Below are 17,951 nucleotides of genomic sequence, written 5' to 3'. Positions count from 1 at the left end.
CCAAAAAAATGCCCCGGCACAGGCCGAGGCATTTTTAAGGCTCACCCGAAAGTGAACGCCGCTTACTTCACCACTTTCAAGCTCGGCCGGCCGCTTGGACGCGGAGGCTCGGAGTCCGGCGGTGGCAGATCGTCACCGTCGTCACCTTCGATCGCTTCATCGTCCTCGAAAGGCGACTCCAGATCGAACACCATGCCTTGGCCATTCTCACGGGCATAGATCCCGAGGATTGCGCCAATCGGCACGAACAGCGTATGCGGCACGCCGCCAAAACGCCCTTCGAAGCTTACCGCTTCGTTGTCCATGTGCAGGTGGCGCACAGCACTGGGTGATACGTTCAGCACGATCTGCCCATCACTGGCAAAACCCTGCGGCACGTCAACCTTGGGAAATTCAGAGTTGACCAGCATGTGCGGGGTGCAATCGTTGTCCACGATCCACTCATAGAGCGCGCGGACCAAATAGGGTCGACTGGAGTTCATCAGCGGCTCCTTAAGCCTTAGCGCATGTCGCGTTCGACACCAGACAGACTTGCCTGGAAAGCCTCACGCGCAAACTGGCGCTCCATGTAATCAAGCAACGGCTTGGCCGGCCGTGGCAGTTCAATGCCCAGGATCGGCAAGCGCCAGAGTATGGGTAATAGGCAGCAATCCACCAAGCTTTGTTCCTCGCTGAGGAAAAAAGGTTTGTCGGCGAACAGCGGCGAAACACCCGTCAGGCTCTCGCGCAATTCCTTACGCGCCTGCACCCGAACGGCTTCTTTACTGCGTGTATCCAGAATCACATCCACCAGCCCACACCAGTCACGCTGGATCCGATGGATCAGCAGGCGACTGTTGGCACGCGCCACCGGATACACCGGCAACAAAGGTGGATGCGGGTAACGCTCATCCAGGTATTCCATCACCACGGTTGACTCCCACAACGCCAGGTCACGATCGACCAGGGTGGGCAAGCTGCCGTAAGGGTTCACTTCGATCAGTTTCGGCGGATGACGTCCTGCCTCCACACTGATGATCTCGGCGCTGACACCCTTCTCTGCGAGCACGATGCGTACTCGGTGGGAATAGTGGTCGGCGGGGTCGGAGTAACAGGCCAACCGATTGGTCACGCCCATGGCGGTCCTCCTCGCTTGTTGAAATTATCGAAAGCTCAAAAACGAGCGCGCCCAGAGAGCATCTCTGCAGTGCCTGGTTGAACCAGAGCGCTACGTATTCAGAGATGCCGCTGGGCGCGCAAGATTAACAGCAATTGCTTACGGTTGGATCAATGCACATCCTTCCAGTATTCGCGTTTGAGCAGATAGGCGAATACGAAGAAGAAGGCCAGGTACAGCAACACATAAGTACCAATGCGCTGATGTTGCAGTTTGACCGGGTTGGCCGAGTAGGCCAGGAAGGTCACCAGATTCTTGACCTTCTCGTCGAACTGCTCTTCGTTCAGCGTACCGGTCTTGGGCACGATGGTCAGTTGGTCGCACGCTTCATGTGTCAGAGGCGTGCCAGTCAACGGATCATATTGCTTCTTGCCGTCTTCAACGACCTGAACCTGCTTGCATCCTACCACTTGGCGACCCTGCAGGCCGACCAGAACGTTGGGCATGCCGACGTTCGGGAAGACTTTGTTGTTCACGCCATAAGGACGCGCCGGGTCTTCGTAGAAGGATTTCAGGTAACCGTAGAGCCAATCGGTGCCGCGCACGCGCGCCACCAGGGTCAGGTCAGGCGGTGCTGCACCGAACCAGACCTTGGCGTCGGCTGGCTGCATACCGATGCTCATGTGGTCGCCGATTTTCGCGCCGGTGAACACCGAGTGGCTGAGCATCACGTCATGCGGGATCCCCAGGTCATCGGCGACACGCTCGTAACGCTGGAACTTGGCGCTGTGGCAGCCCATGCAGTAGTTGGTGAAGGTACGCAGCCCATCCTGCATGGCGGCCTTGTCGGACACGTCGATGTCGACTTTTTCCAGCTCCGGGCCGTGCTCGGCCGCGAAGGACAGTAGCGGCAGCGCCGCAAGCATCAAAGCAACAAATAACTTTTTCATCAGCCAGTCACCCTTTCCGGAACCGGTTTGGTCTTCTCGAGCCGGGTGTAGAACGGCATCAGAATGAAGTAGGCGAAGTACAGGAAGGTGCAAACCTGTGACAGCAACGTGCGCTCAGGCGTCGGCGCCAATACGCCCAATACACCCAGGATCACGAACGCAATGCAGAACACCCACAGCCAGATCTTGCTCAGCCAGCCCTTGTAGCGCATGGACTTGACCGGGCTTCGGTCGAGCCACGGCAAGACGAATAGCATGGCGATCGATGCCCCCATTGCCATCACGCCCATGAGCTTGTCGGGAATCGCACGCAAGATCGCGTAGAACGGCGTGAAGTACCAGACCGGCGCAATGTGCTCAGGTGTCTTGAAGGCGTTGGCTTGTTCAAAGTTCGGCTTCTCCAGGAAATAACCACCCATTTCCGGGAAAAAGAACACGATCGAGCAGAAGATGAACAGGAAGACGACGACGCCGACAATGTCTTTCACGGTGTAGTACGGGTGGAACGGAATGCCGTCCAACGGGATGCCGTTTTCGTCTTTATGCTTCTTGATGTCCACGCCGTCCGGGTTGTTCGAACCCACTTCGTGCAGCGCCAGGATGTGCAACACAACCAGGCCCAGAATCACAATCGGCAGGGCCACGACGTGCAAGGCAAAGAAGCGGTTCAGGGTGATGCCGGAGATCAGGTAGTCACCCCGGATCCACTGGGTCAGGTCATTGCCGATCACCGGAATCGCACCAAACAGCGAGATGATCACCTGGGCGCCCCAGTACGACATCTGCCCCCACGGCAGCAGGTAGCCCATGAAAGCCTCGGCCATCAGCGCCAGGTAGATCAACATGCCGAACACCCACACCAGCTCGCGAGGCTTCTGGTAAGAGCCGTACAGCAGGCCACGGAACATGTGCATGTAGACGACGATGAAGAACGCCGAAGCGCCGGTGGAGTGCAGCAGGCGCAGGATCGAGCCGTACTCGACATCACGCATGATGTACTCGACGGAGGCGAACGCCTCTTCCGCCGACGGGGTGTAGCTCATCGTCAGCCAGACGCCAGTGACGATCTGGTTAACCAGCACCAACAGCGCCAGCGAGCCGAAGAAGTAGAAGAAGTTGAAGTTTTTTGGTGCGTAATATTTGCTGAGATGGTCTTCCCACATTTTAGTCGCGGGGAAGCGCGCATCCACCCAATCCATGAACTTGCTCATCAGGCTTTCTCCCCCTCGTCGACGCCAATGACAATGACACTGTCAGTCTCGTAGTGATGTGGCGGAACTGGCAGGTTCAGTGGTGCGGGTTGTGACTTGTAGACGCGGCCGGCCAGGTCGTAGTGGGAACCGTGGCAAGGGCAGAAGTAGCCACCCACCCAGTCTTTGCCCAGGTCGGCAGGGGCAACTTCAGGGCGGAAGGTAGGCGAGCAACCCAGGTGGGTGCAGATACCGATCAGCAGCAGAATCTCTGGCTTGATCGAACGGATTTCCTTATCAACGTAGGCGGGTTGCTCGGAATTCTTGGAGTCGGGGTCAGACAGCTGACCTTCGATTTTCTTCAGATTCCCCAGGATTTCCTCAGTACGACGAACGATGAAGACCGGCTGACCGCGCCACTCAGCAATCATCTGCTGGCCTGGGTCGATCTTGCTGACATTCACCTTCACCGGTGCACCTGCGGCTTTCGCCTTGGCACTGGGAAACCATGACCCCACGAACGGGACCGCAGCCCCCACCGCTCCTGCAGCACCCACCACGGATGTGGCTGCTACCAAGAAGCGACGCCGGCCTGCATTCACGCCGTCATTGCTCATTCAGTCCTCTCCCATCAGCTTTTTGGCCTGTTAAATCAGGCGTCTACTAAGTGTTGAATCTTTACTTATAAAAATTTTGCCGAATGGTAATGAAAAGCCCCACGTATGACAAGGGAATTGCCCGAGGCTCCCTCTCCAGGCCTTGTAGTATAGGGGGTCTACGGATGTGGCAAGTTGTCACGGCGAAAAATGTGCATAAATCGCAGGCAATAAAAAACGCCCAGCTCCGTGAGGAGTTGGGCGTTCTTGTGGAACGTAAAGCGAATTAACGCTTCGAGTACTGCGGACGCTTACGCGCTTTACGCAGACCGACTTTCTTACGTTCAACTTCACGAGCATCGCGAGTTACGAAGCCAGCTTTGCGCAGAGCGCCACGCAGGGTTTCGTCGTACTGCATCAGAGCGCGAGTGATACCGTGGCGGATTGCGCCAGCTTGACCACTTACACCGCCACCGATAACTGTGACGTAGATGTCGAACTTTTCAACGGTCTCGGTCAATTCCAGCGGCTGACGAACTACCATGCGGGCAGTTTCGCGACCGAAGAAGTTGTCCAGAGTGCGGTTGTTGATCGAGATGTTACCAGTGCCCGGACGCAGGAAAACGCGTGCGGTTGCGGTTTTGCGACGGCCAGTGCCGTAATTTTGAGTCGCCGACATAATGAACTATTCCGTTAAAACTTCAGTTCTTGGGGCTGCTGAGCAGCATGAGGGTGTACAGCGCCCGCATAGACTTTCAGCTTGCGAAACATATCGCGACCCAGTGGGCCCTTCGGCAGCATGCCTTTGACCGCGATTTCGATCGGGGCTTCAGGCTTCTTGGAAATCAGGCCTTCAAAGTTGGAAGACTTGATACCGCCTGGGAAACCGGAGTGACGGTAGTACATTTTGTCTTGCGCTTTGTTGCCGGTAACACGTACCTGCTCAGCGTTGATGATTACGATGTAGTCACCGGTATCAACGTGAGGGGTGTATTCAGGCTTGTGCTTGCCACGCAGACGGCTGGCGACTTCAGTGGCCAGACGACCCAGGGTCTGACCAGCGGCGTCGACGACAAACCAGTCGCGCTGAACTGTTTCCGGTTTTGCAGTAAAAGTTGTCATTCTTTAATAGCCTCAGGGGCCGCCCTGTAAATTAGACGGCGGATCTTACTGAATAGTGCGTACTTTGACAAGTCAAAGGCAGCCGGATACAGACGCTATCGGGGGCTCGGGTCGGCGCGTCCGTTCAACGGCAAGATTCTTCGGCAGGCGGCGCATCACTTCCACTGCAGAAAGAGGTGGGCAATTATGCAGATTGCGAAAAAAAATTCAACCTGCTTTTATGATTGTTTTCCCCGAAGGAGTACCCGATGGATTATCGACAGCTGGGCCGCACCGATCTGAATGTAAGCGCGATAGCCTTGGGCACCATGACCTGGGGCGAGCAGAACAGCGAGGCAGAGGCCTTCGCGCAGATCGAACGGGCCAAGGCCGCAGGGATCAACTTCCTCGACACCGCAGAAATGTACCCGGTGCCGCCGAAGGCCGACACCTATGCCACCACCGAACGCTATATCGGTAATTACTTCAAAAGCCGTGGCGACCGGGCCGACTGGATCCTCGCCAGCAAGATCGCGGGCCCCGGCAATACCATCGACTACATCCGTGACGGCCACTTGCGCCACAACCGCAAGCACATCGTCGACGCCCTGGATGCCAGCCTCAAGCGCCTGCAAACCGACTGGATCGACCTCTACCAGTTGCACTGGCCGGAGCGCAGCACCAACTTCTTCGGCCAACTGAGCTACAAGCACAAGGACGAAGACGACCTGACGCCGCTGGAGGAAACCCTCGAAGCGCTCGACGCACAGGTCAAGGCCGGCAAGATCCGCCATATCGGCCTGTCCAACGAAACCCCGTGGGGCACCATGAAGTTCCTGGCCCTGGCCGAAGCCCGTGGCTGGACCCGCGCAGTGTCGATCCAGAACCCCTACAACCTGCTCAACCGCAGCTTTGAAGTGGGCCTGGCGGAAGTCGCCATTCGTGAGCAATGCGGCCTGCTGGCCTACTCGCCGCTGGCCTTCGGCATGCTCAGCGGCAAATACGAAGGCGGTGCCCGCCCGGCAAAAGCCCGCCTGACCGAATACAGCCGCTTCAGTCGCTACTTCAACCCGCAGTCAGAAGCAGCCTGCAGCCGCTATGTGGCACTGGCGCGCGCGCATGGCCTGGACCCGGCGCAGATGGCACTGGCGTTTGTGACGCAACAGCCGTTTGTGACCAGCAACATTATTGGCGCCACGAGCCTGGAGCAACTGGACAGCAACATTGCCAGTGCCGACCTGAGGCTATCCAAAGAAGTGCTGGAAGGGATTGAGGCGATTCAGAAGGACCATCCGAACCCAGCCCCTTGATTGATCCTTAAGCCGCTTTCGCGAGCACGCCCGCTGCCACATTTGACCGAGTCAATCCATTTGGAATGCGCTCAAGTGCAGGCGCCGGGCTTGCCCGCGAGGGGCCCTGAGCCGCACTGCAAAAGCATCAAAGCGCCCGCGCGATAATCTCCTTCATGATCTCGTTGGTCCCAGCATAAATCCGCTGCACCCGCGCATCAGCCCAGGCCCGGGCAATCGGGTATTCCCACATAAAGCCGTAACCACCGTGCAGTTGCACGCACTCGTCGAGCACCTTGCATTGCAGGTCCGTGGCCCAATACTTGGCCATCGCCGCCGTGGGCACATCGAGTTTGCCGTCCAGATGCAACGCCATGCATTTATCCACAAACACGCGGCCGATCTGAATCTCGGTGGCCATCTCCGCCAGTTTGAACCGGGTGTTCTGGAAGTCGGCAATAGCCTTGCCGAACGCCTTGCGCTCACGGGTGTATTCCAATGTCCATTGCAGCGCCGCCTCGGCTGACGACAGCGCGCCAATCGCCACGGTCAGGCGCTCCTGGGGCAACTCCTGCATCAAATAAGCGAAGCCCATGCCGGCCTGGCCCAACAGGTTTTCCTTGGGCACACGCACGTCCTGAAAAAACAGCTCCGAGGTGTCCTGGGCCTTCATGCCCACCTTCTCCAGGCGCTTGCCCTTGTCGAAGCCCGGCGTATCAGCCTCCACCAAAAACAGGCTGATGCCCTTGGCACCGGCCTTGGGGTCGGTCTTGGCCACGACGATCACCAGCTCAGCGAGAAAGCCGTTGGTGATAAAGGTCTTGGAACCGTTGATCACATACTCATCGCCGTCCAATACCGCCGTGGTCTTCACGCCTTGCAGATCGGAACCCGCCCCAGGCTCAGTCATGGCGATGGCCGTGACCCTCTCGCCGGAGATCAATTGTGGCAGGTACTTGTGCTTCAGCGCTTCACTGCCGTAATGCAGGATGTAGGGCGCCACGATGTCCGAATGCAGGGAAAAACCAATGCCGGTCAGCCCCAGTCGGCTGATTTCCTCAATCACCACGGCGCTGTAGAGAAAGTCCGCACCCAGGCCGCCATATGCCTCCGGCAGATGAGAACACAGCATCCCCGCCTCCCCCGCCTTGCTCCACAGGCTACGGTCGATGTAGCCCTGTTTCTCCCACTGCGCATGGAACGGCGCGGCGTGTTTTTCGAGGAAGGTGCGCACGCTCTCGCGGAAGAGTTCGTGCTCCGAGCTGAACAAGGTTCTGGGGATCATGGGTCACCTGCGTGGATTGTCGGACAAGGACGAGCCCACAGAGACTATGCCGCGAAGGCGTCACGGGACACTGGACACATGCGACAAAAAATAAGACGATCCAGCCGTCTGGTGACCACTTTCCCCTATAAGAATAAATGAAATTATGTCTAACCAAATCTCCACGCCCCTGCGGCGCGTCAGCATTTTGGCCATTGATCGGGTATTCGCTTCCACCCTCATGCAAGCCAAGGATTTCTTCCATCTCGCCAGCCTGCGGTATGGCAAACAACAAGGCCTGGGCCTGACCCCAGCGTTTGAAACGCGCCTGGTCAGCCCCGACGGGCAATCGGTACGCAGCTTCAGCGATGTGATCATGCCGGTGGACGGCGGCCTGGAAAACGCCGACATCATCGTGTTGCCGGCCTTCTGGGACGACTTCGACGCGCTGTGCAGCCGTTACCCCCAAGTGCTGCCCTGGCTGCGCGAGCAACACGCCCGCGGCGCGGTGCTGTGCGGCGAAGCCACCGGCGTGTTCTGGCTGGCCGAAGCCGGCCTGCTCGATGGCAAGGAAGCGACCACCTACTGGCGTTTCTTCAATGCCTTCAGCGAGCGCTTCCCCCAGGTGCAGCTCAACCAGGACAAGCACCTCACCGACGCCGACAACCTGTATTGCGCCGGCGGCACCACCTCAGCGTGCGACCTCTACATCTACCTGATCGAACGTTTCTGCGGCGCCAACATCGCCCAGGCCGTGGCCCGCGATATCCTCTACGAAGTGCAGCGCAGCTACGCACCTGGGCGTATCGGCTTTGGTGGGCAGAAGCTGCACCAGGACGTGATCATCCTGCAGATCCAGCACTGGCTCGAAGAGCATTTCGCCGACAAGTTCCGCTTCGAAGACGTCGCCCGGGAACACGGCATGAGCATCCGCAACTTCATGCGCCGTTTCCAGACCGCCACCGGCGACAAGCCGCTGCATTACCTGCAACGGCTGCGTATCGAGACGGCCAAAGGCCTGCTCTCGGCAAGCCGCAAGAGCATCAAGACCATCAGCTATGAGGTGGGTTACGACGATGCGAGCTTCTTTGCGCGGCTGTTCAGGCAGCACACCGAGTTGTCGCCAAACCAATACCGGCAGCAATTTCAGCAAGCCGCGTAGGTACGGCACCTGACGATGCAAGCGACCCTGTCATACCGCAATGGTGCAGGGTCGAACTGAAAGCCTTATGCAGCCTTACCAAGGCCTTAAGCAATATCTGCCCGCAAGACCTCCAATTCCTACAGCTAGACAGGACGAAGCCGACCCGCTGCGCCCTGGGTATCTGGCATTTTAAGCAAGGTAAAAATCGCTTATATCTGCCGGACCGCGTTCCGGATCACAGGGAGCGTTTTCAACATCCATGTCGTTCAAACCAGGACGGAGACTCAATCATGTCATCCATAGGAAGCAGCTCTTTCAGCCCGGCTATACAGCTGGACGTGACAGGCGCAAGTCCATCAAACGAAAATCAGATTAAATCGTTGACTGAAATTCTGGAGGAGAAAAAGAAGAAGAAGGATGATGATGAGGAAGAGGGGGGGAAGGGACCATTAATTAGGGGTTCGGACGGCGCGATCTACCAGATGGAGGGCAAATCCAAGTTCCTCGTGCTACCACCGCCGCCCGAAGCAGACCAGATCACTTTTTAACCCGCACCAACAATGTAAAAGGCCCGCAATCGCAGCGGGCCTTTTATCTGGATCACATCACTTACGGCTTATGCCCTCGCGACAGGAACTCGTGGGATTGCATTTCCAGCAAGCGGCTCAGCGTGCGCTGGAATTCGAAGTTCAAGCGACCGCCGGTGTAGAGGTCTTTGAGTTCGACTTCGGCCGAGATGATCAGCTTGACGTTACGGTCGTAGAATTCGTCGACCATGTTGATAAACCGGCGCGCGATGTCGTCAGTGGTGACACTCATCTGCTCCACGCCGCTGAGGATCACCGCGTGGAAGATCTTGCCCAGCTCGATGTAATCGTTCTGGCTGCGCGGGCCGTCGCACAGTTGGCGGAATTCGAACCAGGCCACGTCGTCGCAGGTGCGCAACGCAATGATTTCGCGGTTCTCGATCATCAGCTTGTCGTTTTCCACCGCCTGGGTGCATTCCGGCGTGAGCGCGCGGAAGCTTTTTTTCAGGCTGTCGTGCGCCGCTTCGTTCAGCGGGAAGTGGAACAGCTCCGCTTGCTCAAGGTGACGCAGGCGGTAGTCCACGCCGCTGTCGACGTTGACGATCTCGGTGTTCTGCTTGATCAGCGCGATGGCCGGCAGGAAGCGCGCACGTTGCAGGCCGTCCTTGTACAAGCCGTCAGGCACGATGTTCGAGGTGGCGACCAGGGTCACGCCGTTCTTGAACAATTCTTCCATCAGCGTGCCGAGGATCATGGCGTCGGTGATGTCGGAAACGAAGAATTCATCGAAGCAGATCACCCGCGCTTCGTCGGAGAAACGCTTGGCGATGATAGTCAGCGGGTTTTTCTCACCCGGCAGGGTCTTCATCTCCTCGTGCACACGCTTCATGAAGCGGTGAAAGTGCGTACGCACCTTTTCCTTGAACGGCAGCGCTTCGAAGAAGGTATCGACCAGGTACGTCTTGCCCCGGCCCACGCCACCCCAGAAATACAGGCCTTTGACCGGCGTGTGGTCTTTCTTGCCAAACAGCTTGCTGAACATCCCTGGCTTGCTTTGCGAGGCCGCGACCAGGTCGTCGTACAGGCGCTGCAAATGACGCACCGCCGTTTCCTGGGCCGCGTCATGGAAGAATTCAGGGCGTTTCAGATCAGCTTGATATCGTTCTAGGGGCGTCATAATTTCGTTAGCAAGGCAACAAAAACGGGCCGTCACTGTAACGACGGCCCTGGATAATGGCAATCAACCCTTGGTCGGGTTAATCCTCGATGGGGGTCAACGCAACGCGCAGAGCGGCGATGGCAGCATCGCGCGACGGTTCGTCGGCGAACTCGGCGCTGTCGGCCACCGCAGCGCCGTCCAGCCATACGCTGAAGCTCAGGGCTTCAGTACGCACGTCCACTGCGTCGCCGCTTTGCAATTGCTTGGTCACCGCGCCAGCCGCTTTGCCGTCGGCAAAATTGCGCGACAGCAGCAGTTGCTCGCCGTCGGCGGCCAACAGGCGGAAGCGGAAACTGCCGTCGTCTTCGCGAAAGCTTACGAAGCGTGCAGCTTTGGAGGCTTTCTTCTTGGCCGCAACCGGCGCGGCAACCTGATTGACGAATGAACGCAGGCCCACCGCCTCACGCAGCTCGGCCAGGAACGGCGCCGCCACGGCACGGGCCTTCTTGGCGCCGATCAGCAGCAGGTCTTCCATATCCGAAGGGCGCGACATCAACTGGTGATAACGCTCGCGCGCCTCGCCCAATTGATTGTCCAGCAGTTGGAACAGACGGTTCTTCGCCTCGCCCCAGCCCAGGCCTTCGAGCAACGCGTTGCGCAATTCCGCTTCCTCGGCCTTGGTGGCAAACGCCTGGAACAAGGTGAACAGGTGCGAATTGTCCGGGTCCTTGGCTTCGCCGGGCGCGCGGGAGTCGGTGACGATCCGCGAGATCGCGTCTTTCATGTCCTTGGCGCTGGTGAACAACGGGATGGTGTTGTCGTAGCTCTTGGACATCTTGCGGCCATCGAGGCCCGGCAAGGTGGCGACGCTTTCTTCGATCAGGGCCTCGGGCATGGTGAAGAATTCTTTACCGTTGCCGAACAGGTGGTTGAAACGCTGGCCGATGTCGCGGGCCATTTCCACGTGCTGGATCTGGTCACGGCCGACCGGCACCTTGTGCGCGTTGAACATCAGGATGTCCGCCGCCATCAGCACCGGGTAGCTGTACAAGCCCATGGTGATACCCGCATCCGGGTCTTCGCCGCTTTCGACGTTCTTGTCCACCGACGCCTTGTAGGCGTGGGCACGGTTGAGCAGGCCCTTGGCGGCAACACAGGTCAGCAGCCAGGTCAGTTCGGGGATTTCCGGGATGTCGGACTGGCGGTAAAAGGTCACCCGGTTCACATCCAGGCCACCGGCCAGCCAGGTCGCGGCAATTTCCATACGCGAGCGCTGGATGCGCTGCGGGTCATCGCATTTGATCAGGGCGTGGTAGTCGGCCAGGAAGTAGAAGGAATCGGCATTGGCGTCCTGGCTGGCGAGGATCGCAGGACGGATCGCACCGGCGTAGTTGCCCAGGTGCGGCGTGCCGGTGGTGGTGATGCCGGTGAGGATACGGGTACGAGTCGTCATGGGTAATCGCTTATCAGACTGCTATCAATTCGAGAGGCGCGGCAGCACCAGATCCTTGAGATCGGTGAGCTTGCCATGAAAAAAGTGCCCGCATTCTGCCACTTTCAGCAGCTCATGGGGGCGTTTCAAGGCAGCCGACCAGTCGTAGACCAGCTGCGGGTCGACCACTTCGTCGGTTTCCGGCTGGATCAGGGTCAATGGGCAGCCTTGGGGCAGCACGTCGGTATCGCGCAGGCGCATCACGGCAGCGGCGACCATGAACAGGTGCGCGAGCTTTTCGCCCCTGGCTTCCAGACGCCCGCCGAGGCTGGCCGCCACATAACCGCCGAACGAGAAGCCCAGCAGTGTCAGCGGCAGGTCGGGGTGTTTTTCACGCAGCCAGTTGGCGCAGGCTTCGGCATCGTCGACTTCACCGGTGGCCATATCGTGGGTCCCGGCGCTGGCACCGACACCCCGGTAATTAAAACGTAAAGTAATCAAACCGGCATCGCGCGCAGTGCGTTGCAGGGTCGATACGACTTTATTGAGCATGGTCCCACCCTGCACCGGGTTAGGGTGGCAGATCAGCGCCAGGCCACGTGGCTCGGGGTGATCAAGGTACAGGGCTTCCAATTGGCCAACCGGGCCATCGATCAAAACGGGGGTTTCACGCATGAGCAAGGAATGAACTCCGTGACCTCTCAAAGGGTCGACTCGTCTAGCTAAAAGTCTGTGCATGGCATGATTGCGAGCTTAATCGCGGTATACAGCGCAGGTCCGAGCCGTTAACGTAAAGCAAAGCCGTTTATAGAGGAAGGACTCGTGGAACACTCGCTCTTAGTTTGGTTGTTGCCGACTCTCGCCTTGGTCGCCGGTGTCGCCATTGGATTCCTGGTTGCCCGCCTGCTGCCGAATGCCGCGCCTAACCGCACGCAGCGTCAGTTGGATGACATTCAGGAACGTTTTGACAGTTATCAGAACGAGGTTGTTACCCACTTCAACAGCACCGCGACCCTGGTCAAGAAGCTCACCCAGAGCTACCAGGAAGTACAGGATCACCTCGCCGATGGCGCTAACCGCCTGGCCCTCGACGACATCACCCGCCAGCGTCTGCTGGCTGCGTTGCATTCCGATGCACCGCAAACCCCACGGGAACGCCTGACCCCTCCGCGGGAAAACCAGGAGCCACCACGGGACTACGCGCCAAAAACGCCAAACGCCCCAGGCATGCTGGATGAGCACTACGGCTTGAAGAAGTAAGTCATTTTCAAGCCTTAAAAAAGCCCGGCTGATCGATGATCAACCGGGCTTTTTTGTGGGCTTCACTCTCCAGCACAATGACGATCCAGTGTGGGAGCGGGCTTGCTCGCGAAAGCGGTGGATCAGTCAACACAACTGCAACTGACAGACCGCATTCGCGAGCAAGCCCGCTCCCACATTTTGATCGAGTGTGACCTCAGGACACGGGTTGCTCCTGCAACAGCCCAGCCTCGATCCGCACATGCCGCCCATGAAAACGCTTGAGGCTGCTGCGATGGCCGACGCTGACGATGCTCAGCCCCGGCAGTTCATCGATCAACGCCTGGTACAAGTTCGCCTCATCCTCTTCGTCCATGGCCGAGGTGGCTTCGTCCATGTACAGCCATTGCGGCGCGAACAACAAGGCGCGGGCAAAGGCCAGGCGCTGCTGCTCACCGGGTGAGAGCATACGTTGCCAGTGGTTAGCTTCATCCAGACGGCTGACAAGGTGCGGCAAGCGGCAGGTTTCCAGGACCTGTGCATAACGTTGCGCCGGGTACACGCCGTCGTCCTGTGGATAACTCAATGCAGCTTTCAAGGTCCCAATCGGCAGGTAGGGTTTCTGCGGCAGGAACAGGTAACGCGCCGCCGGCAAGCGAATACTGCCGTGCCCTGCAGGCCACAAGTCGCCCATTGCACGCAGCAGCGTACTTTTACCACTGCCGGAACGCCCACTGAGCATCACCCGCTGGCCCGGCTCTACGGTCATGTCGGCGTCGGTGAGCAAATGGCGACCGTCGGCCAGGTCCATGCCCAGCTCCTGCACGACCAGACTCTGCCCCTCGGAGCGCACCTCAATGGCCGGAGCACGTTGCTCGTTGTCGCTCATGGCCTGGCGGAAGCTGAGCAGACGATCACTGGTCGCGCGCCATGAAGCCAGCTCCGCATACGCGTTGATAAACCAGCTGAAGTTCTCTTGCACGTTGCCGAACGCCGAGTTGATCTGCATCAGCTCGCCCAGCTCGATCTTGCCGGTGAAGTAGCGTGGTGCGGCGACGATAAACGGAAAGATGATCGCAATCTGGCCGTAGCCGGCAGTAAAGAAGGTCAGGCGCTTGGACACTTTCATGATGTCCCAGAAGTTGTGCCAAACCTTGCCGAAGCGAGCACTCAAGCGCTGGTTTTCATTCGGCTCGCCGTTGTACAGGGCAATGCTCTCGGCATTCTCACGCACCCGCACCATGGAAAAACGCAGGTCCGCTTCGAAGCGTTGTTGTTGGTTGCTTAAGCCGATCAATCGACGGCCGATCAGGTGGGTCAACCAGCTACCGACACCCGCATAGACCAAGGCGCACCAGAACATGTAGCCGGGAATGGTGAAGCCAAACACCTCAATGCTGCCCGATACCCCCCACAGGATGATCGAAAACGACACCAGGCTCACCACGTTGCGCAGCAGGCCTAACCCCAGACTCAAGGTGCTGGAGGTGAAGTTGTTAAGGTCTTCGGAAATCCGCTGGTCCGGGTTATCGGTGTAACCGCCCTGCTCCAGCTGGTAGTAGTTCTTGTCGGCAAGCCAGCGCGCGAAATGCTTTTCGGTGAGCCAGGCACGCCAGCGAATCGTCAGCATTTGGGTCAGGTACAGACGATAAACCGCGCCGAGAATCGCGACGGCGGCGATCCCGCCGAAATAGCCGATCAACTGCCAGAAAGCGGCAGTGTCCTTCTTCTCCAGCGCGTTGTAGAAATCCTTGTACCAGTGGTTGATCCATACGGAGATCGCCACGCTGAACAGCGACAAGCCAATCACCGCACCCAGCAACAACCAGGCCTTGCCCTTCTCTTCACTGCGCCAATACGGCGTGATCATCGCCCAGGTTCGGCGGAAGAATTGCCCACGCACCGCGTCGTTGACCGCGGAATACTCAGCGTTCTGATTCATCGTTCAGGCTCTGTAAGAAAATGTGACAGGCGTTTGAACCGATCATAGACGATCGGTTCAGCGCGCCGTGCTGCCTGAAGCGGATTGTTCAGACTTTGTTCAGCGCCGTACCGGGCGTTTCTGCAGCTTGCGTTGCAGGGTGCGACGGTGCATGCCCAGGGCACGGGCAGTGGCGGAGATATTGCCTTCATGCTCGGTCAGCACGCGCTGGATGTGTTCCCACTGCAGACGGTCCACCGACATCGGGTTTTCCGGCACCAGGGTGTCGAGGTCGGCGTGTTCGGAGAGCAAGGCAGCCAGTACGTCGTCGGCGTCCGCCGGCTTGCACAGGTAGTTGCAGGCACCGCGTTTGATGGCCTCGACGGCGGTGGCGATGCTGGAATAACCGGTGAGGATCACCACGCGCATTTCCGGGTCGAGTTCCAGCAGCTTGGGCAGCAACACCAGGCCGGAGTCGCCGTCCATTTTCAGGTCGAGCGCGGCGTAGTCCGGCAAGTCAGCCTGGGCGATGCTCAGGCCTTCTTCGGCGGAACCGGCGGTGCTGACACGGAAACCACGACGGCTCATCGCGCGCGCCATGACACGGGTAAAGGTGGCGTCGTCATCTACCAGCAACAGGTGCGGCAGTTCTTCGCCTTCGACTTGGATCTCGTCACTCATCGATATCTCCTCGTGCGACACGGGGCAGGCGCAGCTCGGTGAGCGTGCCACCTTCCTCATGACTATAGAGCTTCACTGAGCCGCCCGCGCGGGTCACGCTGGCCTTGCTCAAAAACAGGCCGAGGCCGAAGCCTTTGCCCTTGGTGGTAAAGAACGGTTTGCCGATCTGCTCGGCAATGGCCAGCGGCACGCCCGCGCCGTGGTCACGAATGCTGATGGTCACGTGTTCCGCGTCCCAGTCCAGCTGCACGCCCAGGCCTTCGGGGCAGGCGTCAGCGGCATTGTTCAGCAGGTTGAGCAGCGCCTGGGTCAGGTCCGGGGGTGGCGCCATGCGTGGCACGCTGCCCTGGCCCAGCAGGTTAAAACGGTAACTGGCTTCGGGACGCATCAGGTGCCAGCGGTTCAGGGCTTCATCGAGCCACTGGGTCACGTCCTGCATCTCGACGGCCAGGCGCCGGTTGGCTTCGGCGGCACGCACCAGTTGCTGCAGCGTCTGCTTGCACTGTTTGACCTGTTCCTGCAGCACGCTCAGGTCATCCTGCAGGGCTGGGTCGTGATGGTCCTGGACCATCTCATTAAGCAGCACGCTCATGGTTGCCAGCGGCGTGCCCAATTCATGGGCGGCGCCAGCCGCCTGAGTGGCGACGGCCAGCAATTGCTGGTCGCGCAGGCCTTCTTCGCGACGAATCGCGCGCAATTCTTCCTGGCGGCGCAGTTCTTCGGCCATGCGCGCGGCGAAGAAGGTGATAACGGCGGCGGACAGCGCAAAACTCAACCACATCCCGTAGATCTGCAGGTTTTCCCGCGCAATGGGGAAGGTCTGCAATGGATAAAACTGAGCCAACAACAGGGTGTACAGGGTCAGGGCAATACCCGACAGCACCACTGAGTAGCGCCACGGCAAGGTCACGGCGGCGATGGTCAGTGGCACCAGGTAATAAGAAACAAACGGGTTGGTGGAACCACCGGAGAAATACAGCAACACACTGTGGATAAACAGGTCGCAGGCCAATTGCAGGGCGTATTCCAGCTCAGTCACCGGCCACGTGGTGCGCAGGCGGATAGCCGTAAACACACACAGCACGATGGAGAAGCCGAGGGTCACGGCCAGTTGCAGCCACGGCAACGGCAGCAGGTCGAACCAATACGCGAGCCCGACGGAGCCGGCCTGTGCGGCCAGTACCAGGGTGCGAATGAACGTCAGGCGCCAGAGGTTCTGGCGTGTGGCGGAAGTCAGTTTTACGGCGGCGAGCATGAGCTCTCCCGGTGAGCGCTGCAGGCGGATCGGCAGGAGTATAAACGAAGCAGGCCGCCTGGCATGGCGTGTGTGGCTCTTTGACGCAGGCCGAGCAAATGACCGTTCGTCGGCACCCGACAACTTGTAGCGAATGTGTAAACCCGAAGAACCCGACATCACCGTCTACAGTCATACCGAACACGACTATCTCAAGGAGCTTCCATGTCTCGTTTCACTCGCAGTGCAGCCGTTCTGACCCTCAGCGCCAGCGCCCTGGCCAGCCTTCCCGCCATGGCCGCCGATGCGCTGAATTACAACCAGATTTCCCTGCGCGCCGAGGTCAGCCAGGAAGTTGCCCGCGACAAGATGATCGTCACCCTCTACACCGAATCGCAAAACGCCGACCCGGCCAAGCTTGCCGCTGAAATCACCACAACGATGAACAAGGCGCTGGGCGAGGCTCGTGAAGTCAAAGGCGTGACCCTGCGTCAGGGCAGCCGCAACAGCTACCCGATCTACGACAACAAGAACCAGAAGATCACCGGCTGGCGTGAACGCGCTGAACTGCGCCTGGAAAGCGCTGACTTCCCGGCGCTGTCCAAGCTCACCGGCGAGCTGCTGAGCACGCTGAAAATGGAAAACATGGACTTCGCCATCGCCGACACCACGCGCAAGGCCAGCGAAGATGCGTTGCTCAAGGATGCGGTTGCCGCGTTCAAGGCCCGTGCCCAGCTCGCAACTGATGCGTTAGGTGGCAAGGGTTACAAGATCGTCAATCTGAACTTCAACACCAATGGCTACCCGATGCCTTACGCCCGAAACGGCGGGATGATGATGAAAGCGGCCATGGCGGATTCGGCGCCAACGCCGGAAGTTGAAGCCGGCACCAGCCAGGTGAACATGAGTGCTGATGGCGTGATTGAAGTCCTGCAGTAAGCTTATCGACTCCAAACAAACGGCGCAGCCCTGAGGGCTTGCGCCGTTTTTTTATACCTTGGTTTCCAATACCACGAGCGGTAAGTTTTTCCCCGTGGCTGTAGGCCGCTCCTTATGAGCGCTTTTTTCGTACAGAGCACACGCATAACGTGGAACCTTGCGCACGCTTTTAGCCACGCAGTGATAAGT

19 protein-coding genes are annotated in these 17,951 nt (G+C 58.8%); 5 read left to right on the top strand and 14 right to left on the bottom strand.

Features of this window, described 5'->3' with window-relative positions; translation table 11 throughout:
- Positions 1-62: 62 nt before the first annotated feature.
- From A7D21_RS27830 to rplM, 7 genes are all read right to left on the bottom strand, one after another.
- Positions 63-482: a ClpXP protease specificity-enhancing factor gene (locus A7D21_RS27830; protein ID WP_053254392.1), complete on the bottom strand. Its 420-nt coding sequence runs from the start codon at positions 480-482 to the stop codon at positions 63-65.
- A 17-nt stretch (positions 483-499) separates the two neighbouring features.
- Complete coding sequence (locus tag A7D21_RS27825; protein ID WP_017138266.1) at positions 500-1,117, bottom strand: glutathione S-transferase N-terminal domain-containing protein; 618 nt, start codon at positions 1,115-1,117, stop codon at positions 500-502.
- A gap of 149 nt (positions 1,118-1,266) precedes the next feature.
- Complete coding sequence (locus A7D21_RS27820) at positions 1,267-2,046, bottom strand: cytochrome c1 (protein ID WP_069553196.1); 780 nt, start codon at positions 2,044-2,046, stop codon at positions 1,267-1,269.
- Positions 2,046-3,257: a cytochrome bc complex cytochrome b subunit gene (locus A7D21_RS27815; protein ID WP_053254390.1), complete on the bottom strand. Its 1,212-nt coding sequence runs from the start codon at positions 3,255-3,257 to the stop codon at positions 2,046-2,048. Before A7D21_RS27815 ends, A7D21_RS27820 begins: the two co-directional genes overlap by 1 nt.
- Positions 3,257-3,853, bottom strand: a complete 597-nt coding sequence (petA, locus tag A7D21_RS27810) for a ubiquinol-cytochrome c reductase iron-sulfur subunit (RefSeq protein ID WP_053254389.1) — start codon at positions 3,851-3,853, stop codon at positions 3,257-3,259. The genes A7D21_RS27815 and petA overlap by 1 nt, the downstream gene beginning before the upstream one ends.
- A 265-nt stretch (positions 3,854-4,118) precedes the next feature.
- A complete protein-coding gene (gene rpsI, locus A7D21_RS27805) occupies positions 4,119-4,511 on the bottom strand; it encodes a 30S ribosomal protein S9 (protein WP_003171743.1) in 393 nt (130 codons plus the stop codon).
- A gap of 14 nt (positions 4,512-4,525) precedes the next feature.
- Positions 4,526-4,954, bottom strand: coding sequence for a 50S ribosomal protein L13 (gene rplM, locus A7D21_RS27800; protein WP_003171742.1), 429 nt, complete (start codon positions 4,952-4,954; stop codon positions 4,526-4,528).
- A 248-nt stretch (positions 4,955-5,202) separates the two neighbouring features.
- Here rplM and A7D21_RS27795 point away from each other — a divergent pair, with 248 nt between their 5' ends.
- A complete protein-coding gene (locus tag A7D21_RS27795) occupies positions 5,203-6,243 on the top strand; it encodes an NADP(H)-dependent aldo-keto reductase (RefSeq protein ID WP_053254388.1) in 1,041 nt (346 codons plus the stop codon).
- Between the two features lie 127 nt (positions 6,244-6,370).
- Here the strand turns inward: A7D21_RS27795 and A7D21_RS27790 are convergent, their stop codons facing one another.
- On the bottom strand, positions 6,371-7,507 hold the full coding sequence (locus A7D21_RS27790) for an acyl-CoA dehydrogenase family protein (RefSeq protein ID WP_053254387.1): 1,137 nt from the start codon (positions 7,505-7,507) through the stop codon (positions 6,371-6,373).
- Between the two features lie 220 nt (positions 7,508-7,727).
- Between A7D21_RS27790 and A7D21_RS27785 the strand changes: the two genes are divergently transcribed.
- Positions 7,728-8,648, top strand: a complete 921-nt coding sequence (locus A7D21_RS27785) for a GlxA family transcriptional regulator (protein ID WP_169875909.1) — start codon at positions 7,728-7,730, stop codon at positions 8,646-8,648.
- Between the two features lie 272 nt (positions 8,649-8,920).
- Positions 8,921-9,178, top strand: coding sequence for a hypothetical protein (locus A7D21_RS27780; protein WP_069553195.1), 258 nt, complete (start codon positions 8,921-8,923; stop codon positions 9,176-9,178).
- A gap of 61 nt (positions 9,179-9,239) precedes the next feature.
- On the opposite strand, the gene zapE is transcribed toward A7D21_RS27780, so the two are convergent.
- From zapE to A7D21_RS27765, 3 genes are all read right to left on the bottom strand, one after another.
- Positions 9,240-10,334, bottom strand: coding sequence for a cell division protein ZapE (zapE, locus tag A7D21_RS27775; protein WP_053254384.1), 1,095 nt, complete (start codon positions 10,332-10,334; stop codon positions 9,240-9,242).
- A gap of 79 nt (positions 10,335-10,413) precedes the next feature.
- Entirely contained in the window at positions 10,414-11,769 is a 1,356-nt protein-coding gene (locus A7D21_RS27770) for a tryptophan--tRNA ligase (protein ID WP_069553194.1), read from the bottom strand.
- Positions 11,770-11,793: 24 nt separating this feature from the next.
- On the bottom strand, positions 11,794-12,423 hold the full coding sequence (locus tag A7D21_RS27765; protein ID WP_053254382.1) for an alpha/beta hydrolase: 630 nt from the start codon (positions 12,421-12,423) through the stop codon (positions 11,794-11,796).
- Between the two features lie 147 nt (positions 12,424-12,570).
- Between A7D21_RS27765 and A7D21_RS27760 the strand changes: the two genes are divergently transcribed.
- Positions 12,571-13,008, top strand: coding sequence for a YhcB family protein (locus A7D21_RS27760; RefSeq protein WP_003171734.1), 438 nt, complete (start codon positions 12,571-12,573; stop codon positions 13,006-13,008).
- A gap of 196 nt (positions 13,009-13,204) precedes the next feature.
- On the opposite strand, the gene A7D21_RS27755 is transcribed toward A7D21_RS27760, so the two are convergent.
- The 3 genes from A7D21_RS27755 to A7D21_RS27745 all read right to left on the bottom strand — a co-directional run bounded on the left by A7D21_RS27755 (position 13,205) and on the right by A7D21_RS27745 (position 16,844).
- Positions 13,205-14,929 (bottom strand): ABC transporter ATP-binding protein/permease, encoded by a 1,725-nt coding sequence (locus A7D21_RS27755; protein ID WP_069553193.1) that lies wholly within the window; start codon positions 14,927-14,929, stop codon positions 13,205-13,207.
- Positions 14,930-15,028: 99 nt separating this feature from the next.
- Positions 15,029-15,589, bottom strand: a complete 561-nt coding sequence (locus A7D21_RS27750; protein WP_004372278.1) for a response regulator transcription factor — start codon at positions 15,587-15,589, stop codon at positions 15,029-15,031.
- Positions 15,582-16,844, bottom strand: coding sequence for an ATP-binding protein (locus A7D21_RS27745; protein ID WP_053254380.1), 1,263 nt, complete (start codon positions 16,842-16,844; stop codon positions 15,582-15,584). The genes A7D21_RS27750 and A7D21_RS27745 overlap by 8 nt, the downstream gene beginning before the upstream one ends.
- A 204-nt stretch (positions 16,845-17,048) precedes the next feature.
- Between A7D21_RS27745 and A7D21_RS27740 the strand changes: the two genes are divergently transcribed.
- Positions 17,049-17,762 (top strand): SIMPL domain-containing protein, encoded by a 714-nt coding sequence (locus tag A7D21_RS27740; protein ID WP_069553192.1) that lies wholly within the window; start codon positions 17,049-17,051, stop codon positions 17,760-17,762.
- Positions 17,763-17,951 lie beyond the last annotated feature (189 nt).

Source organism: Pseudomonas sp. AP19, assembly GCF_001728855.1.
In the GTDB taxonomy this organism is placed as follows: Bacteria; Pseudomonadota; Gammaproteobacteria; order Pseudomonadales; family Pseudomonadaceae; genus Aquipseudomonas; species Aquipseudomonas fluorescens.
This window is presented reverse-complemented; position numbering and strand designations above follow the sequence as displayed.

Excerpts from the sequence above, each read along its gene's own strand:
- A7D21_RS27830 (WP_053254392.1), bottom strand. The coding sequence starts at position 482 with ATGAACTCCAGTCGACCCTATTTGGTCCGCGCGCTCTATGAGTGGATC.
- A7D21_RS27825 (WP_017138266.1), bottom strand. The coding sequence starts at position 1,117 with ATGGGCGTGACCAATCGGTTGGCCTGTTACTCCGACCCCGCCGACCAC.
- A7D21_RS27820 (WP_069553196.1), bottom strand. The coding sequence starts at position 2,046 with ATGAAAAAGTTATTTGTTGCTTTGATGCTTGCGGCGCTGCCGCTACTG.
- A7D21_RS27815 (WP_053254390.1), bottom strand. The coding sequence starts at position 3,257 with ATGAGCAAGTTCATGGATTGGGTGGATGCGCGCTTCCCCGCGACTAAA.
- petA (WP_053254389.1), bottom strand. The coding sequence starts at position 3,853 with ATGAGCAATGACGGCGTGAATGCAGGCCGGCGTCGCTTCTTGGTAGCA.
- rpsI (WP_003171743.1), bottom strand. The coding sequence starts at position 4,511 with ATGTCGGCGACTCAAAATTACGGCACTGGCCGTCGCAAAACCGCAACC.
- rplM (WP_003171742.1), bottom strand. The coding sequence starts at position 4,954 with ATGACAACTTTTACTGCAAAACCGGAAACAGTTCAGCGCGACTGGTTT.
- A7D21_RS27795 (WP_053254388.1), top strand. The coding sequence starts at position 5,203 with ATGGATTATCGACAGCTGGGCCGCACCGATCTGAATGTAAGCGCGATA.
- A7D21_RS27790 (WP_053254387.1), bottom strand. The coding sequence starts at position 7,507 with ATGATCCCCAGAACCTTGTTCAGCTCGGAGCACGAACTCTTCCGCGAG.
- A7D21_RS27785 (WP_169875909.1), top strand. The coding sequence starts at position 7,728 with ATGCAAGCCAAGGATTTCTTCCATCTCGCCAGCCTGCGGTATGGCAAA.
- A7D21_RS27780 (WP_069553195.1), top strand. The coding sequence starts at position 8,921 with ATGTCATCCATAGGAAGCAGCTCTTTCAGCCCGGCTATACAGCTGGAC.
- zapE (WP_053254384.1), bottom strand. The coding sequence starts at position 10,334 with ATGACGCCCCTAGAACGATATCAAGCTGATCTGAAACGCCCTGAATTC.
- A7D21_RS27770 (WP_069553194.1), bottom strand. The coding sequence starts at position 11,769 with ATGACGACTCGTACCCGTATCCTCACCGGCATCACCACCACCGGCACG.
- A7D21_RS27765 (WP_053254382.1), bottom strand. The coding sequence starts at position 12,423 with ATGCGTGAAACCCCCGTTTTGATCGATGGCCCGGTTGGCCAATTGGAA.
- A7D21_RS27755 (WP_069553193.1), bottom strand. The coding sequence starts at position 14,929 with ATGAATCAGAACGCTGAGTATTCCGCGGTCAACGACGCGGTGCGTGGG.
- A7D21_RS27750 (WP_004372278.1), bottom strand. The coding sequence starts at position 15,589 with ATGAGTGACGAGATCCAAGTCGAAGGCGAAGAACTGCCGCACCTGTTG.
- A7D21_RS27745 (WP_053254380.1), bottom strand. The coding sequence starts at position 16,844 with ATGCTCGCCGCCGTAAAACTGACTTCCGCCACACGCCAGAACCTCTGG.
- A7D21_RS27740 (WP_069553192.1), top strand. The coding sequence starts at position 17,049 with ATGTCTCGTTTCACTCGCAGTGCAGCCGTTCTGACCCTCAGCGCCAGC.